The 17,240-nt window shown below is 61.9% G+C and carries 16 protein-coding genes; 4 read left to right on the plus strand and 12 right to left on the minus strand.

Annotated features, from left to right (window positions below; genetic code table 11):
• Positions 1 to 74 precede the first annotated feature (74 nt).
• The 5 genes from QCE79_RS18800 to QCE79_RS18820 form a co-directional block, all read right to left on the minus strand.
• Positions 75 to 785, minus strand: coding sequence for a UPF0149 family protein (locus QCE79_RS18800; RefSeq protein ID WP_309846822.1), 711 nt, complete (start codon positions 783 to 785; stop codon positions 75 to 77).
• 132 nt (positions 786 to 917) lie between these two features.
• Positions 918 to 3,152: a xanthine dehydrogenase family protein molybdopterin-binding subunit gene (locus tag QCE79_RS18805; protein WP_309846826.1), complete on the minus strand. Its 2,235-nt coding sequence runs from the start codon at positions 3,150 to 3,152 to the stop codon at positions 918 to 920.
• A 21-nt stretch (positions 3,153 to 3,173) separates the two neighbouring features.
• Positions 3,174 to 4,178 carry a xanthine dehydrogenase family protein subunit M gene (locus tag QCE79_RS18810; protein WP_284507852.1) on the minus strand — a complete coding sequence of 335 codons (1,005 nt, stop codon included), beginning with the start codon at positions 4,176 to 4,178 and terminating at the stop codon, positions 3,174 to 3,176.
• Between the two features lie 10 nt (positions 4,179 to 4,188).
• Entirely contained in the window at positions 4,189 to 4,818 is a 630-nt protein-coding gene (locus QCE79_RS18815) for a (2Fe-2S)-binding protein (protein WP_404989384.1), read from the minus strand.
• A gap of 785 nt (positions 4,819 to 5,603) precedes the next feature.
• A complete protein-coding gene (locus tag QCE79_RS18820) occupies positions 5,604 to 6,920 on the minus strand; it encodes an MFS transporter (protein ID WP_244830951.1) in 1,317 nt (438 codons plus the stop codon).
• Between the two features lie 400 nt (positions 6,921 to 7,320).
• Between QCE79_RS18820 and QCE79_RS18825 the strand changes: the two genes are divergently transcribed.
• Positions 7,321 to 7,944, plus strand: a complete 624-nt coding sequence (locus QCE79_RS18825; protein ID WP_309846831.1) for a hypothetical protein — start codon at positions 7,321 to 7,323, stop codon at positions 7,942 to 7,944.
• 154 nt (positions 7,945 to 8,098) lie between these two features.
• Positions 8,099 to 8,599, plus strand: coding sequence for a DUF4019 domain-containing protein (locus QCE79_RS18830; RefSeq protein ID WP_309846833.1), 501 nt, complete (start codon positions 8,099 to 8,101; stop codon positions 8,597 to 8,599).
• Between the two features lie 13 nt (positions 8,600 to 8,612).
• Here QCE79_RS18830 and QCE79_RS18835 read toward each other — a convergent pair whose 3' ends face one another.
• The 3 genes from QCE79_RS18835 to QCE79_RS18845 all read right to left on the minus strand — a co-directional run bounded on the left by QCE79_RS18835 (position 8,613) and on the right by QCE79_RS18845 (position 10,911).
• Positions 8,613 to 8,918 (minus strand): high-potential iron-sulfur protein, encoded by a 306-nt coding sequence (locus QCE79_RS18835; RefSeq protein WP_250510949.1) that lies wholly within the window; start codon positions 8,916 to 8,918, stop codon positions 8,613 to 8,615.
• Positions 8,919 to 9,380: 462 nt separating this feature from the next.
• Positions 9,381 to 9,509: an oxalate:formate antiporter gene (locus tag QCE79_RS18840; RefSeq protein WP_244830947.1), complete on the minus strand. Its 129-nt coding sequence runs from the start codon at positions 9,507 to 9,509 to the stop codon at positions 9,381 to 9,383.
• Positions 9,510 to 9,522: 13 nt separating this feature from the next.
• Positions 9,523 to 10,911 carry an OFA family MFS transporter gene (locus tag QCE79_RS18845; RefSeq protein WP_309846837.1) on the minus strand — a complete coding sequence of 463 codons (1,389 nt, stop codon included), beginning with the start codon at positions 10,909 to 10,911 and terminating at the stop codon, positions 9,523 to 9,525.
• Between the two features lie 383 nt (positions 10,912 to 11,294).
• On the opposite strand from QCE79_RS18845, the gene adh reads away from it, so the two are divergent.
• Together adh and QCE79_RS18855 are read left to right on the plus strand one after the other, a co-directional pair.
• Positions 11,295 to 12,815 carry an aldehyde dehydrogenase gene (gene adh, locus QCE79_RS18850; protein ID WP_244830945.1) on the plus strand — a complete coding sequence of 507 codons (1,521 nt, stop codon included), beginning with the start codon at positions 11,295 to 11,297 and terminating at the stop codon, positions 12,813 to 12,815.
• A 68-nt stretch (positions 12,816 to 12,883) separates the two neighbouring features.
• Positions 12,884 to 13,273, plus strand: coding sequence for a DUF779 domain-containing protein (locus tag QCE79_RS18855; protein WP_244830944.1), 390 nt, complete (start codon positions 12,884 to 12,886; stop codon positions 13,271 to 13,273).
• 3 nt (positions 13,274 to 13,276) lie between these two features.
• Here the strand turns inward: QCE79_RS18855 and QCE79_RS18860 are convergent, their stop codons facing one another.
• The 4 genes from QCE79_RS18860 to QCE79_RS18875 form a co-directional block, all read right to left on the minus strand.
• Positions 13,277 to 14,065 (minus strand): enoyl-CoA hydratase, encoded by a 789-nt coding sequence (locus QCE79_RS18860; RefSeq protein ID WP_309846843.1) that lies wholly within the window; start codon positions 14,063 to 14,065, stop codon positions 13,277 to 13,279.
• A 13-nt stretch (positions 14,066 to 14,078) separates the two neighbouring features.
• Positions 14,079 to 15,722, minus strand: a complete 1,644-nt coding sequence (locus tag QCE79_RS18865) for an acyl-CoA synthetase (protein ID WP_309846846.1) — start codon at positions 15,720 to 15,722, stop codon at positions 14,079 to 14,081.
• A 64-nt stretch (positions 15,723 to 15,786) separates the two neighbouring features.
• Positions 15,787 to 16,419 (minus strand): glutathione S-transferase family protein, encoded by a 633-nt coding sequence (locus QCE79_RS18870; RefSeq protein WP_250469204.1) that lies wholly within the window; start codon positions 16,417 to 16,419, stop codon positions 15,787 to 15,789.
• Between the two features lie 27 nt (positions 16,420 to 16,446).
• Positions 16,447 to 17,073: a glutathione S-transferase family protein gene (locus QCE79_RS18875; protein WP_309846850.1), complete on the minus strand. Its 627-nt coding sequence runs from the start codon at positions 17,071 to 17,073 to the stop codon at positions 16,447 to 16,449.
• Positions 17,074 to 17,240 lie beyond the last annotated feature (167 nt).

The following is a 17,240-nucleotide window of genomic DNA, read 5'->3' on the forward strand; positions in this document are numbered from 1 at the left end:
TGGGCGCTGCGGGCTTCATACGGAACGCCTTCCGGTGCGTACGCAACGGCGCCGGAAGACGATTGGCCCGCGCATCAGTGCAGCGTTGGAAGATTGCCGCCGCAGCACTGCTTGTACTTGCGGCCGCTGCCGCACGGGCACGGGTCGTTGCGTCCGACTTTCGGCTCCAGCCGCTTCAATGGCATGGGAGAGAGACCGGCTGCCCGCGCCTTTCGCTGCGGCTCGAAGAACCGGTAGATCGTGCTCAGGTTCTCGCACATCTGGCCGATCAGTCCATCGCGCGTTTCGTTTTCGATGGAAAGCGACTGCAAGGTGCGGTTGTCGTCGTGTTCGTGATGCAAGGCCAGCACGGGAGCCAGCAAACGCGCGCGCGTGTCGTCCCTGAGCAGGCTGCTCCAGCTTTCGGCACGCATGCCGACGCCACGGATGAAGCCATGCGCCCAGTCGTTCGCGTTCGCCACGCCGCTCTCGTCTTCTTCGAGCACAGGCTCGTAATGATGCGAACTATCGAGCGTGCGCGCCAGTTCGCCCACGACGACATTCCAGTGGCGTATCAGCAATCCGGTGATTTCGGTTGCCTGCCGTTCGCTATCGAACTCGAAATCGGTGTTCCAGATTTCAGGAAACCATTCGCTGGACTTGATGAGGTCCGGGCAACACGCCAGGGCAGCGAAGAAGCCATCGACCATCTCGACGTTCATCGCGTTCGGACCAACGGATGCGAGGAAGTCGTCGAGATGGTTGAGTTCGTCGTCGGAAAGATTGTCGGGGCGGATCGAGGGCACGTTTGAAGATTGGACGTTTAGAGTTTTCGGGCAGGAGTCACTTCATCGATTGTACGGCCTGCTTGTTTTCCTCCGATCGAAGGCCAAGGAAAAGGCCCGGTCTCGAAAGACCGGGCCTCACCGTGCATCGACTCACATAGCCGCTTCCAGCAAGTCCTCGATCATCACCGGCAGCTTTCTCACCCGCACGCCGGTTGCGTGATAGACCGCGCCCGTGATCGCCGCCGCGATCCCGGCAAGCCCGATCTCCGCGATCCCGCGTGCGCCGAGTTCGTTGAAGATGGTGTCCGGATGATCGAGGAAGGTAACGTCGAGCTTCGGCGTATCCGCGTTGGTGGCGACGACGTAATCCGCGAAATTGCTGTTGATCGGCGCGCCGCTGCGCTCGTCGTAAATCGTATGCTCGAAGAGCGCCATGCCGACGCCCATCACCACCGCGCCTTCCACCTGATTGCGTCCCGCGCGCGGATTGAGAATCTTGCCGCCGTCGATCACCGTCACCACGCGGCTCACGCGCAAGCGCGCCGTCGCCGCGTCCCAGGTCACTTCGGCGAAATGCGCGCCGTACGAGTGAATCGACCACTTCTTCTTGAGTGGATCGTCGAAGCCGCCTTTTGCGCTGCCGCTCCCCGATGCCGCATGCATGTTCGACAACTCGAGAATCCGCGTATAAGGCACGCCGCTTTCCGCCGATTCGTTCTTGCGATGCACGCGTGCGCCACTCAACGCGAGATCGTCCGGCTTCGCGCCCGCGAACGGCGATCCTTCCGCCTGCGATGCACGTGTGAGCACGATCTTCACCGCCGCGCGCACGGCATCCGACACCGCCGGAATCACGGATGCCGTCGCCGCCGAGCCGCCGGAAATGGGACCGATGGGCAAGGCCGTATCGCCGAGACCGACTTCGATCTTGCGTAGCGCAATGCCCGTGTGCTCGGCCACCAGCTGCGCAAGGATCGTGTACGTGCCGGTGCCGATATCCTGCGTGCCGCACGCAACCCGCGCCGTGCCGTCCGCGCGCAGATCGACCGCCGCTTCCGCCGAGAAGCGCAAGCCAGGCCAACTGCATGCGCCGACGCCCCAACCGAGCGTCAAGCCATCGCGCTTCATGGACCCGACCTCGGGCGTGCGCTTCGCCCAGCCGAATTTCTCCGCGCCAGTCTTGAGACATTCGACGAGATGCCGTGACGAGAACGGCAAGCCGCTGCTTTCATCGACGGTGGGTTCGTTACGCAGCCGCAATTCCACCGGATCGATCTTCAAGGCGACCGCGAGTTCATCCATCGCCGATTCGAGTGCGTAGAGACCGGGCACCGCGCCTGGACCGCGCATCGACGTGGGCGAACCGACGTTGCGCTTCGCGACGCCGCCCGTCACGCGCAAATTGGCCGTGCTGTACATCTGCGGCGTGGCTTCGCCGCAGTCTTCGGCGTATTCGTCGGCGAGCGCGGCGTGGTTTAGAAAATCATGCCGCAGCGACACGAGCTTGCCGTCTTGCGTGGCCGCGAGCCGCACGCGCTGTTGCGTCGTCGGCCGATGTCCCACGTTCTGGAACATCATCTTGCGGCTCAGCACGAGCTTGACCGGATGCCCGGTCTGCTTCGTCGCGACCGCCGCGAGCAGGGAATGCGGCCACATCCACAGCTTGCCGCCGAAACCCGAGCCGAGGTAGCGCGAGATCACGCGCACTTTCTCTTTCGGCACGCCGAGCATCTGCACGAGCGTGCCGCGATGGTTCGACACCGCCTGGCTCGTCTCGTAGAACGTGTAGCTGTCGCCGTTCCAGTGCGCGATGGTCGAATGCAGTTCGATCGGATTGTGCGTCTCGACGGGCGTCACGTAGGTCTCGTCGATTTTCACGGGCGCTTCGTCGAAAGCACTCGCGGCATCGCCGCGCTCGCTCGCGACCTTCGGCTCTTCGGCGGCGGTCAAGGCCGAGCTGACGTCGTGCGGCGTGACGTCGTAGCTCACCTTGATCGCGGCCGCCGCCGCGCTCGCTGTTTCGAAGGTTTCGGCAATCACGCACGCGACGTATTGGCCGTAATAGCGGATCACGTCGTCTTCGAAGGGCGGACGTTGTTCATCGGTATAACCGTCTTCGAACGAATTGCCGGGAATGCGATACAACTTGCCGATATTGCCGCGATGCAGAATCAGCTTCACGCCGGGCATGGCCTGCGCGGCGGCGAATTCGAGCGATGTGATCCTGCCGCTCGCGATGGTGCTGCCAACCGGCACGGCAACCAGCATGCCGGGCAGATCGACGTCTGAGGTGTAAGTCGCGCGGCCGCAAACCTTCAGCGGTCCGTCTATACGCGACTGGGGTCGTCCAATGAAGGACGACGTGGTGTCGGGTGCGGTGGACATGGGCGGGTTCCTCGGTCGGTGTCAGGATGCCTGGGTGGCAAGTTTCAACGCCTGCACGATGCAGCGCTTCGCCAGTTCCACCTTGAAGCCGTTTTCGCTTTGCGGTTTCGCATCGGCGAGGGCGGCATCGGCGGCGCGGCGAAAACTCGCTTCGTCGGGCGTGGCGTCTTGCAGAACCTGTTCGGCTTCGCGCGAGCGCCACGGTTTCGTCGCCACGCCGCCGAGTCCCACGCGCACATGCGCGATACGCCCGTCCTTCACACCGACGACAATCGCCGCCGACGCCAGCGCGAATTCATACGACGCCCGGTCGCGCAACTTCAGGTACACCGAACGCGCGCCTGCCACCGGCGCGGGCAGGCTGACGTGCGTGACGAGATCGCCGGCTTCGAGCACGTTCTCGCGCTCGGGCGTGTCGCCGGGCAGGACGTAGAACGCGTCGATGGGAATCGCGCGCTGGCCCTTCGCGCCTTCGACGTGGATGGTCGCTTCGAGCGCGGCGAGCGCCACGTTCATGTCCGACGGATTGCTCGCAATGCACGTGTCGCTCGTGCCGAGAATCGCCTGCGTGCGATTGAAGCCATGAATCGCCGAACAGCCGCTGCCAGGCTCGCGCTTGTTGCAGGGCGAAGCCGTATCGCGGAAATAGACACAGCGCGTGCGTTGCAGCAGATTGCCGGCCGTCGTCGCCATGTTGCGCAACTGGACGGACGCGCCCGCGAGCACCGCCTGCGACAACACCGGATAGCGCTCCTTGATGAGCGGATGGTGCGCGAGGTCCGAATTACGCGCGGTCGCGCCGATGCGCATGCCGCCGTCATCGGTGGCATCGATATGATCGAGCGGCAGACGGCTGATATCGATAATCCGCAAGGGCTTTTCGACATTGAGCTTCATCAGGTCGAGCAGCGTCGTGCCGCCCGCGAGAAAGCGCACTTCGGCGCCTTGCTGCGCGGTATGCGCCGACGCGCCCGCCGCAATCGCGTCGCGCAAGTCGCGCGCGCGGGAAAGCGTGAACATTTCCATGGCGCTCTCCTTAAGCCTTGTTGCCGCGCACGGACTGGATCGCCATGACGATGTTCTGATACGCGCCGCAGCGGCACAGGTTGCCGCTCATCGCTTCGCGCACGTCGTCGTCGCTCGTGCCGACGGGTTCGTCGAGCAGCGCCACCGCCGACATGAGTTGACCGGCCGTACAGTAGCCGCACTGATAGCCGTCGCATTCGACGAACGCGGCCTGCAACGGATGCATGTCCTCGACTTCGCCGATGCCTTCGATGGTCGTCACGGCGTCGCCGTCGTGCGCGGCGGCAAGACACAGGCACGCGTTCACGCGGCGGCCGTTCACATGCACCGTGCATGCGCCGCACTGACCGTGATCGCAGCCCTTCTTCGTGCCGGTGAGATGCAGATGTTCGCGCAACGCATCGAGCAGCGTCGTGCGCGGATCGAGCGAAAGAGTGTGGCTCTGGCCGTTGACGGTGAGATTGAAGCTGACGCTAGCGTCGCCGGTTTTTGCTGGCGGCGGCGCGAGCACGTCGGCGGTGGCTTGCGCGGCCTGCATTTGCATTTGCGGCTGCGAGGCGACGTCGGCGCCAGGGACGCGCGTCGCGGCGCGCTTGGCCCTGTCTCGTTCGTTCGTGGATTGGGGGACTGGATGTTGCATCGAGCGTTCTCCTGGGTATGACAGCAGTGCCTGGAAGTGCAACGGGATGCGGCGAGAGTGTGTCGATGCGCGCTCGTGAAAGCGGCGCAGGATGGCGACGCGGCGAGGGTCTGCGCGATGCGGCAGGACGTTCGAACAGCGCGTACGCGAGCGGCGAAGCAGGAACGATGACGCCAGGACGACACTCAGCCAGTATAGGCAGCGGTCCGGTCATTACAGAAGGAGCACGTGAAGGCCGGCCGCGCTTGAGTTTCGAAAGCGTTGGCCGCACGAAGCGTGCCCGAAGGCACACGCGTGCTATTCGGTTGAACGATTCTGCGAGAGGCCCGGCGCTGGCTGGCGTTGGCGACAGCGAAACGCGATGAACTGGCTCGAATCGAATTGCCCGATTCGATGCGCGCCGGCTTCAATGAGGCATGAAGATACGCGCGATCACGGAGAGGCCGAATGCGCCGGCCGTGCAAAACACAACCAGCAGTACGACGATCACGAGCAGGCGCACGATCAATTGCATTGCGTCGGTCCAAAAAAATTGGCCGCTTACGCGGCCAGAAGGAGGGGTGGATCGGTCAGATTAGAGCTTAGGGGCGCATTCTTAAGCCTGACTTAAGCGGCTTTACTAGCCTCGCGCGGCCTTGAGCGGCTTGAGGCGCGCGCCGGTCTGGCTGCGATCCGCATGCGTGGACGTCTCCGGCAAGTGCGTCCGCGTGGCGTGCCATGAAGATACCCGAAATGAGCGGCCGTTGGTCGGGTTCGTGGCCGCGCTTGGCACTAAGCACCGGCACTTAGCGCAGCGCGTCGCTGTAGCGGTCGCGCAGCGGCAGGATGGTCGCCAGCGCGACCGCGCTGCCGAACATCACGTAATAGCAGATGGAGAGCGCGTCGCCGGTGGTCATCGTCAGCCATTGCACGATGGCGGGTGCAAAGCCGCCGAAGATCATTACCGCGACGTTGTAGCTCACCGAAATGCCCGTCGAACGCACGCTCGATGGCAGCAACTCCGAGATGAACGCCGGATAGCAGCCCTGGTAGATGCCGAGATACATCATGAGCACCGCCTGGCAGGCGATCAGCATCGGCAGGCTCGGATGCGCGGTCAGCACAGCGAAGATCGGATACGCCGTGACGAGCGACAGCACGAGCGCGCCCGTCATCAGCTTCTTGCGGCCCACGCGGTCGGACAGCTTGCCGGAAATTGGGCAGCAGACGAGATACACCAGCGCGCCGATGCTCGAACTGATGAGACCGTCGGTGAGCGCGAGATGCAGTACGCGCGTTGCATGCGTCGGCAGATACAGCAGAAAGATGTATGTGCCGATGGTGCCGAAAACCGTCAGCCCGAAGCCCGCGAGCACGGGCATCCAGTGCTTGGTGGCGGTATCGCGGATAGGCCGCGCCGAGAGCTCGTTCTTTTGCGCTTTTTCGACGAACACCGGCGATTCATCGAGCTTCGAGCGTAAATAGAGCCCCACGGGCACGATCATCAGTCCGAGCACGAACGGCACGCGCCAACCCCAGCTAGTGAGATGTTCCGGCGAAAGCGTGCGTGTAAGCACCGCGCCAAAGAGCGAACCGCACAGACTCGCAGCCGCTTGCGCGACCATCTGGAAACTGCCGAAATAACCGCGCCGGTTCGAGGGCGCGTATTCGACGAGAAACGCCGTCGCGCAGCCGACTTCGCCGCCGGCGGAAAAGCCTTGTATCAGGCGGCCGAGCAGCATGAGCAGGGGCGCGGCCACGCCGATTGCCGCATAAGTCGGCGCGAAGGCGATGATCGCGATACCGACCGCCATCAACGAAATGGTCAGCGTGAGCGCGGACTTGCGCCCGACGCGATCGGCGACGGCGCCAAGCACGATGCCGCCGAGCGGCCGCGTAAGAAAACCCACGCCGAACGTCGCCCAAGTGGCAAGCAGCGAGATGGTCGGATTGGTTGCCGGAAAATACAACTTCGCGATGATGACGGCGAAAAAGCCGTAGACCATGAAGTCGAACCATTCGAGCGCATTGCCGATGGTCGAGACGACGATGGCGCGTCGGCCCGACATATTGGACGTGGCGCTTTGTTCGGCCGCATGTGAAGCGGGAAAGGCGGTACTCATCGAGTGTGCTCCGATGGTGGGTCTTCGGGTGCGCACGGGAGAACGCCTGCGCGCCTCTGCAACAACAGAACATTACGCCTTGACGGACTAAGAAAATAAATAATTTACGACGGGTTTTCGTAAGCTTTGAGAAAGGAAGGGGGCGCGTCGAATTCATTTTGCGTGATGTGTTTGCGGTCCGGCAGCCATCGACCATCTCTTTTCATACGCACTTCTACCAAATGTTTCAAACCTGCTTAAAGATGAGGCGTTTCCGGCTTGCTTAGCAACCCTCAGGACTTTAAATTCAAAGCATGCGATTACGTCGCGCGATCAATTGAAGCGCGTGCGCCTTTTGTCGGAAACGACGATACGGTTTTGTTCGGGTCATGGTGGCCTGGATTTTTGTCTGGAGCAAAGCATGCAACAACGCAGTTCTTGTTTCGTTCGACTCGTTTCCACATCCATCGCGATGAGCGCGCTTCTTCTTGGCGCGCCTTTCGCTCATGCCAACGACAAGGCTCAGTCAGGCGCGGCTACGGCAGTGAACGCAAGCCCGGCTATTGCCGATGCGGCTGTCGTCGAGGCAACGGCCAAGATCACACATGTTTTCGCCGATACCAACAGCGTGGAGATTCAGGGCGCGCGAGGTGACAAAGAGGTCATCGCTGTCGATCCGTCGATTGCGGATGTGAAGAAGCTGAAGGTAGGCGATGAGCTGCACATCCAGTACCACGGCGCGGTGTTGATGTCCGCGGACAAGGTCGACCCGAAAGGCGTGCGTTCGCGGGTGAGCGCGAGCCAGACATCGCCGGCATCGGAGGGCGTGGTGGTATCGACGTCGGGCGTGCAGGTGGTGGCCGTGGTGCAGAAGATCGATCCGCAGACGCGTGAAGTCACGCTTGCGGGTCCGAAGCGGGTGGTGACCATGAAGGTATCGCCGGATGTCTCGCTCGACAAGCTCAAGGTTGGCGACAGCGTGCTTGCCACGTACATGGCCGCAACTGCGTTGGACGTGACGCGCAACGGAGAGATTGTGAAGTAACCAGCGTCGTCGCAGATCCAGGGTGACTCGAGTTTCAGTCACCCTCCTTTTATTTGCGTGCGGGTTTGAAATTTAGAAACTCAGTATCTCTTATTATCGTGACGAAACCGCGCGATACAATCTCTTCCATGAAACACGCACCACGGCCCGCCCGATGAAAGCAAGCTTCAAACTAGTTCTCTTCGTTGTTTCGCTGATATCGTTTGCCGGGGCGTGCCAGGCGCAGCAGGCACAACAAGCACCGCAGACCGCTCAAGCGCCGCACGCGCTTACCCGCGAGCAGCAGGCGCAACTCGACAAGCAAGATCAGGATATCGCGCAAGTGGCGTCGACTATCGTGAAGATGGTCGATGAAAACAAGGCGGGCGATATCTGGGATCTTTCCTCGCCGCTGGCCCGGAAAGTCATTACGCGCGACGACTTCGTGAAGAAGGTCACGAATGATCGCGCCGCGCTCGGTGCGGCCGGCATGCGTATGCCGATGGGTGTCAGGCACCTTCGTTTCGATGGCACGGGCAACATGCCTGCGGGCTCGTACATCACCGTCACGTTCGATACGCAATTCAGTCAGGCGCAGAAGTCGTCACGCGAGATCGTCACTTTCATTCTCGATCCGGACAATAGCTGGCGCTTCGCGGGGTATTCGGTACGTTGACCGGGCGGCTGGCTCACATATTCGTGTAGGAGGCGCACCAGCCTTTGCCTGCCACGAGTTTGTCGCCGAAGAGCGTGCAGCCGCCCCATGCATCGGTGGATTTGCCTTGAAAGAGCGAGCAGTTGCCGCACGACTGCTCGGCTGCGAAGTTGGGGTACTTCGTCCTATCCACTTTCGCGGCGTCTTCCCTGTAGCCGACTGCCGCGGCCGCGGGATCGGTCTCGTTTAGATGCGCGGCTGCGGCATCGGCGCGAATGAGCCAGAGAGAGGCGCTTGCTCCGGCGCTCATCAAGACGAATTTTCGGCGGGTCAGTTTCATTTTGTTTGAGGTGGACGCGGCACACGTAAGAATTTTCAGCACGATACGCCCAATGCGTTGCAGGCAGCTTTCAACGCGACTGCAATTCGAACGACCGGTCGGATCACGGGCTCATTTTCTTTGCATTTTCTCTTAACGCGAGCGCAACGCCAGGTATTTCACTCGACGCTAAACCTTTGCGCGTTCGTGCCGTAAATCAGGCCAGAAGGGTTCGCAAACGTATCAATGCGCGGTTGCAAACGCCGCGATTTTTTTGCAAGGAGAACGACTGTGAGTGAAGCTGAATGGATGATGGCCGGTTTTTACGTTGCCGCACTCGTTTGCGGAAGCTTGTTCATGAGCACGCTGGCGCGGCGCGGTTTGAAACGGCTTGAGGCGCGGGGGCATTGAGGGAACGAAGCCACGACGAGAGGCGACGCGCCCGACGTAACCAAGCGTCCGGCGCCGCCTCAATCAATCCAATCAATGAAACAACTTCCCCGCCTGCGTCAACGTGTTCGTCACCCCCCACGCGAGCGGAATCAGCACATACAGCCAAAACACCAGCATCAAGCCCTTGTTCGCGGGCGCACCTGCTTGTCGATCATCCATCGTCTCTCTCCTCTTAGCCAGCAGTTCTCATGTGATGGCTTTCATCCACCCGCTTCACGAGCAGGTTGCAGATAAAGCCGATCACGAGCAGCACTGCCATGATGTGCAGCGTCATCGTGTAGGCATCTGCTTTCGCGACACCATGCGCCACTTCGTACGCGCGGATGTAGTTGACAAGCACCGGTCCCGCAATGCCCGCCGCCGCCCACGCGGTCAAGAGCCGTCCGTGAATGCCGCCGACAAAGGCCGTGCCGAACATGTCCGCGAGATACGCCGGAATGGTCGCGAATCCGCCGCCGTACATCGACAGGATCACGCCGTAAGCCGCGACGAAAAGCGCGATGTTCCCTGACTGCGCGAACTGCGGCACGAGAAAGTACAGCACGGCGCCGAGCGCGAAGAACACGAAGTACGTGTTCTTGCGCCCGAGCCAGTCCGACGCCGACGCCCACACGAAACGCCCGCCCATGTTGAAGAGCGACAGCAAGCCGACGAAGCCCGCCGCAGCGCCCGCCGTGATCGATGTCTTGAAGCTTTCCTGAATCATCACCGAAGCCTGCCCGAGCACGCCGATGCCCGCCGTCACGTTCAGGAACAGCACGAGCCACAGCAGATAAAACTGCGGCGTCTTGAGCGCTTGATCGATATGCACGTGGCTCTTCGTGATCATCTTGTTCGACGTCGCGGGCGGGGTCCAGCCTGCCGGTTTCCAATCGGCGGGCGGGACGCGAATCGCGAGCGCGCCAATGGTCATCGAGATGAAATACAGCACGCCGAGCACGACGAAGGTCTCGGTCACGCCGACACTCGTCGCGCTCTTGAAGTGGTTCATCAAGGCGACCGAGCCGGGCGCAGCGATCATCGCGCCGCCGCCGAAGCCCATGATCGCCATGCCCGTTGCCATGCCGCGCCGGTCCGGAAACCAGCGGATCAACGTCGATACCGGCGATACATAACCCAGCCCCAGCCCGATTCCGCCGATCACGCCATAGCCGAGATACAGCAGCCAGATCTGATGCAGCGACACGCCGAGCGCCGACACGAGAAAGCCGCCGCCGAAGCAGCAAGCGGCCGTGAACATGGTGCGGCGCGGGCCGACCTTTTCGAGCCACTTGCCCGCGAATGCCGCCGACAGTCCCAGGAACACGATGGCCAGTGAAAATATCCAGCCGAGTGTCGTGAGCGACCAGTCATCGGGCGCGGTCTGCGTAATGCCGATCACACGCGTGAGCGGCGCGTTGAACACCGAGAACGCGTAAGCCTGGCCAATACACAAGTGGACCGCGAGCGCGGCGGGCGGCACCATCCAGCGTGAGAAGCCGGGCCGCGCGATGGTCGCTTCCTTCGAAAAAAAACCATGTGGGCCGTGCGGCGCAGGCCCTGGATTGATCGTACTGTTCATTGTGGTCTCCTTTGCACGTATCGATAAGCCATGTACGCGCTTCTGCTTTTACTTAAATTCACCCCACGCAAAATGTGCTCCAAGCCTTATGGAAACATTCAGTAAGGATGGACGTGACGTTAGACAAGCGCGATGCGCTTGGCAATATGAATCCCCGTGCCATAAGCGTTTGTCCTGACTCGGGTTGTGCCGCATCGCTACAGGGCACGACAAGTGTTCCGAAAATGGACAACGCGCCTCGCGGTCCGCCACGCGCTTCATCAAGCGCCATAAGCGTCGTTCCGCGTATACCCCGAATGGCACGGAACTCGCAGATGTAAGCCGCCGGCGACAGCTATCGACATTGCGCCGGCCAACCATGTCGACATGCGAGGAGCACACAGATGAACCATGCGGAGATGCAGTTCCTGAGTACCGATTACCCGTACAAGAAGCAGTATGGAAACTTCATCGGCGGCAAGTGGACGCCGCCCGCGGGGGGAGAGTATTTCGACAATATTTCGCCGATCACGGGTGAGGCCTTCACCTCGATTCCCCGATCGCGCGAAGCCGATATCGAAGCAGCTCTCGACGCCGCCCATGCCGCCAAGACCGCATGGGGCAAGACTTCGGCGACCGAGCGCGCGAACCTGCTCCTGAAGATCGCGGATCGCATGGAAGCGAATCTGCAGCGTATCGCGGTGGCGGAAAGCATCGATAACGGCAAGCCGTTGCGTGAGACCATGGCGGCCGACATCCCGCTCGCCATCGATCACTTCCGCTATTTCGCGAGCGCCGTGCGCGCGCAGGAAGGCTCGATCTCGCAGATCGACGACGACACAGTCGCCTATCACTTCCACGAGCCGCTAGGCGTGGTCGGGCAGATCATTCCGTGGAACTTCCCCATTCTGATGGCCGTGTGGAAGCTCGCGCCCGCGCTCGCAGCGGGCAATTGCGTCGTGCTCAAGCCCGCCGAGCAGACGCCGGCATCGATCCTCGTTCTGCTCGAACTGATCGAAGACCTGCTGCCGCCGGGCATCGTCAACGTGGTGAACGGCTTCGGGCTGGAAGCGGGCAAGCCGCTCGCATCGAACAAGCGCATCTCGAAGATTGCGTTCACGGGCGAGACGACCACGGGCCGGCTCATCATGCAATACGCGAGTCAGAATCTGATTCCGGTGACGCTGGAACTGGGCGGCAAGAGCCCGAACATTTTCTTCGCCGATGTCCTCAACGCCGACGACAGTTTCTTCGACAAGGCGCTCGAAGGCTTCGCCATGTTCGCGCTGAATCAGGGCGAAGTGTGTACGTGCCCGTCGCGCGTGTTGATCGAGGAATCGATCTACGACCGCTTCATCGAACGTGCCCTCAAGCGCGTGGAAGCGATCACGCAAGGCCATCCGCTCGACAGCAAGACGATGATCGGCGCGCAGGCATCGCAGGAACAGCTCGAAAAGATTCTCTCGTACATTGATCTGGGCAAGCAGGAAGGCGCCGAATGCCTGACTGGCGGCGAGCGTAACGCGCTGGGCGGCGAGCTCGAAAAAGGCTACTACATCAAGCCGACCGTGTTCCGTGGTCACAACAAGATGCGCATCTTCCAGGAGGAAATCTTCGGGCCGGTGGTCTCGGTGACGACCTTCAAGAACGAAGAGGAAGCGCTCGAAATCGCCAACGACACGCTGTACGGTCTCGGCGCGGGCGTGTGGACGCGCGATGGCACGCGTGCGTATCGCTTTGGCCGTGGCATTCAGGCGGGACGCGTGTGGACCAATTGCTATCACGCGTATCCGGCGCACGCGGCGTTCGGCGGCTACAAGCAATCGGGTATCGGACGCGAGAATCACAAGATGATGCTCGATCACTATCAGCAGACGAAGAACCTGCTCGTCAGCTATAGCGACAAGCCGCTCGGCTTCTTCTGATCCATCGGCTGTAAAACGGGGCCGCCGCTCACGCGGCGGTTCCGCTTCGAACGAATAACGGGGACATCATGAGCGAACAGGTAATAGAGCGCGTGATCGCGACGCCCGCGGCCATCGAACTGATCGGCAAGCTCAAGGCGGAACACGGCGAGATTCTGTTTCATCAGTCCGGCGGATGCTGCGACGGCAGCGCACCGATGTGCTTTCCCACCAACGAGTTCATGGTCGGCGGCTCGGACGTAAAGCTCGGCGAGATTGGCGGCGTGCCGTTCTACATGAGCGAATCGCAGTTCGAGTACTGGCAGCACACCCAGTTGATCATCGATTGCGTGCCGGGCAACGGCGGCATGTTTTCGCTGGAACGGCCTTCGGGTCTGCGCTTTCTCACGCGCTCCCGGCTTTACGACGATGCGGAAAACGCGTGGCTCGAACAGCATCCCGTGGAGCACGCGGGCTGAGCATTACTCGTTGCTCCAGCGCGCCGGACGTTTTTCGATAAACGCCTGCGTGCCTTCGAGCGCGTCGCCGTCCATCATGTTGCAGGCCATCGTCTCGGATGCAAGCGCGTACGCGTCTTCGATACCCGTCTCGATCTGCCGGTAAAACAGCCGCTTTCCCGCCGCAACCGCCGCGCGTGGCTTCTTCGCGATGCTCTTTGCAAGCGCGCCTACCGCTTCATCGAGCGCATCCGGTGAGGCAACCCGATTCACGAGCCCGCGTTCCAGAGCCGTGTGCGCGTCGATGAAATCGCCCGTCACGAGCATTTCGAACGCTTCCTTGCGCGACACGTTGCGCGACAACGCCACGCTCGGCGTCGCGCAGAATAGCCCCAGATTCACGCCCGATACCGCGAAGCGCGCCTCGCTCGATGCCACCGCGAGATCGCACATTGCAACGAGCTGACAACCCGCCGCCGTTGCAATGCCGTGCACGCGCGCGATTACCGGCTGCGGCATTTGCTGAATGGTCAGCATCATGCGCGAGCAGCGCTCGAAAAGCGCTCGGTAGTAATCGAGCGACGGCGCCGCGCGCATCTCCTTCAAGTCGTGCCCGGCGCAGAACGCACGGCCCGCGCCGCCAAGCACGACCACGCGCGCCTGCGATTGCGCGATGTCCTGCAACTCGCGTTCGAGTGCATCGAGCATGGCTTCGGAAAGCGCGTTGAACGCTTCGGGCCGGTTCAGCGTGAGCCTGACCGCGCCTTCGACGCCGTAGGCATCGGGTTCGGACATCACGAGCGCTTCGTTCATCGCGTTGTCTCCATCAAACGTCGATTGCCGCAACCGAGCCCGCGCGCTTGCGCAACTCGAACTTCTGTATCTTGCCGGTCGATGTCTTCGGCAACTCGCAGAATTCGATGGCGCGCGGCACCTTGAAGCCCGCCAGATGCTTCCTGCAATGCGCGATCAGTTCTTCCGCGCCGACCTCGGCGCCCGCCTTCAATTCGACGAACGCGCAAGGCGTTTCACCCCAGCGCGCATCGGGCTTCGCAACGACGGCGACCGCCAGCACCGCCGGATGCCGGTACAACACGTCTTCCACTTCGATGCTCGATATGTTCTCGCCGCCGGAGATGATGATGTCCTTGCTGCGGTCCTTGATACGCACGTAGCCATCCGGATAAGCGACCGCCAGATCGCCCGTATGGAACCAGCCGCCGCGAAACGCTTCCTCGGTGGCGGGCACGTTCTTGAGATAACCCTTCATCGCGATGTTGCCGCGAAACATGATCTCGCCGATGGTCTCGCCATCCGCGGGAACGGGCTCCATGGTGAGGGAATCGCGCACGCTCACCGCATCCTGCAAGTGATAGCGCACGCCTTGCCGTGCATTTAGCCGCGCACGCTCGCCGATGTCGAGTTCGCTCCACTCGGCCTGCCGCGCGCAGACGGTCGCGGGACCGTAGACTTCGGTGAGCCCGTAGACATGCGTGAGTTCGAAGCCCAGGCGCTCCATGCCTTCGATCATCGCGGCGGGCGGCGCGGCCCCCGCGACCATGGCGTGGACCCTGTGCGCGATGCCCGTCTTCAGTTCGTCGGGCGCATTCACGAGCAAGTTCTGCACGATCGGCGCGCCGCAATAATGCGTGACGCCTTCGCGGCGAATGAGATCGAAGACTGTCTTTGCATCGATACGGCGCAGACACACGTTCACGCCCGCGCGCGCCGCGACCGTCCACGGAAAACACCAGCCGTTGCAATGGAACATGGGCAGCGTCCACAAGTACACCGCGTGCTTCGGCATGTCCCATTCGAGGATATTGCTGAGCGCGTTGGTGTAGGCGCCGCGATGGTGATAGACCACGCCCTTCGGATTGCCCGTCGTGCCCGAGGTGTAATTCAGGCAGATGGCGTTCCATTCGTCCGATGGCGGCGACCATTCGCAGGCGGGGTCACCGCTTGCCAGCAGGCTTTCGTAATCGATCTCGCCGATGCTTTCCCCCGCGCCGGTGTACTGCGGATCGTTCACGTCGATGACGAGCACGGGTTGCGGCACGCTCTTCAGCGCCTCGCGCATCACGCCGGAAAACTCACGATCGACGATCACTGCTTTTGCCTCGCCATGCGTGAGCATGAAGGCAAGCGTCGCTGCATCGAGCCGCGTGTTCAGCGTGTTGAGCACTGCGCCCGTCATTGGCACGCCAAAGTGCGCTTCGACCATTTCGGGCGTGTTCGGCAGCATGGCGGCGACCGTATCGCCCAAGCCGATGCCACGCGAAATCAGCGCCGATGCAAGCCGCCGCGTGCGCGCGTAAGTCTCGCTCCAGTTGCGGCGCACGTCGCCATGCACGACGGCCGGCCGCGTCGGATACACCGTCGCGGCGCGCTCGATGAACATCAGCGGCGTGAGCACCGCGTAGTTGGCGGCGGTCTTGGGAAGCCCTTCGTCGTATTGGCCGGCTGTCATGGTCGTCTCCTCCGTGGCGGCGTGCTGTTTTATTCTGCTCGAGGCTCCCAATATTACATGTGCCTTAATTGTCGTCGAGCTTGATCTCGAAGCCGCGCTTCACGCCTTCGCGCGCGAATAGCGTGTCGTACCAGCGCTTGACGTTCGGATAGTCGTCGAGTGAAACCTGATGACGCTCGTGCCGCCACGCCCAGCCAAGAATGGCGAAATCCGCCACCGACAACGCGCCCGCGACGAATTCCACTTGCGCGAGCCGTCTGTCGAGCACGCCGTAGAGCCGGCGCGTTTCGTCCGAATAGCGTTTGAGGCCATAGCGCCGGTCGGCTTCCGCTTCCACGGCGCGAAAATGATGCACTTGTCCCGGCATGGGTCCGAAGCCGCCCATTTGCCACATGAGCCATTCGAGCACCGGTACGCGATCGCGCAGACTCGCGGGCAAGAACCGGCCCGTCTTCTCGCCGAGGTAAAGCAGAATCGCGCCGGATTCGAACACGCTGATCGGCTGTCCGTCCGGGCCGTCGGGATCGATAATCGCCGGAATCCGGTTGTTCGGGCTGATGCGCAAAAAAGCCGGCGCGTGTTGCTCGCCCTTCGAGATGTTCACCGTTTTCACGGAGTAGGGCAGTTGCATTTCTTCCAGCGCGACGCTGATCTTGCGTCCGTTGGGCGTATTCCAGGTATGCAGTTCGATAGTCATGTCGATGCTTCAATGCCGGGTGGAAGTTCAGGTCAGCGGCGCCGAGACATGGCGCCGGAAGCCGTCGCGCGAAGCCTGTTGTCCATACCAGCGTTCGAGCTCCGGCAGCGTCGGACGCGCAAGTTCCGCGATTCCGAACCAGCGCCGCGCATACGCCGCGATGACGATATCCGCGAGTGTGAAGGTACTGCCTTCGAAATACTCGCGCCCTTCGAGATGCGCGTCGACCATGCGCCAGAGTTTCTCGACTTCGCGCGCGGCGGTATCGAGTTGGGCGGGGTCGCGCTCGGCTGCGGGCGTGCGCACATAGCCCCAGAACACGGGCCGCTCGGCGGGTTGCAGCGTGGAAAGCGCCCAGTCCAGCCAGCGGTCCACGCTCGCTCGCACCTTCGGGTCCGCCGGATAGAGCGCCTGATTCTGCCCGTACTGCATCGCGAGATAGCGAATGATGGAATTCGATTCCCACAACACGAAATCGTCGTCGACGAGCGTGGGGACGCGGCCGGTCGGATTCATCGCGAGATAGTCGGGTTCGTTGTTGCGCCCGAATTGCAGCCCCGCGTCGATGCGCTCGTAAGCGAGCCCGAGTTCGTCGCAGCACCATAGCACTTTGTGTACGTTGACCGAGTTGGCCCGGCCCCAGATTGTCAGCATGAGATGTCGTCCTCCGTTGTCACAGCGTTCTTTTTTGCAAGCATAACGGTTAAGCGACGCGCCCGCGCTGTGCGGGCGCAAGCCGCGTGACGACGGTTTGGAGGTTACCCATGCGCGCGGGCCGCTGGCCGCGTCGCTTAGAATCGATGTCTTGTCGCCGTCGAACT

Source organism: Caballeronia sp. LZ003, assembly GCF_031451465.1.
In the GTDB taxonomy this organism is placed as follows: Bacteria; Pseudomonadota; Gammaproteobacteria; order Burkholderiales; family Burkholderiaceae; genus Caballeronia.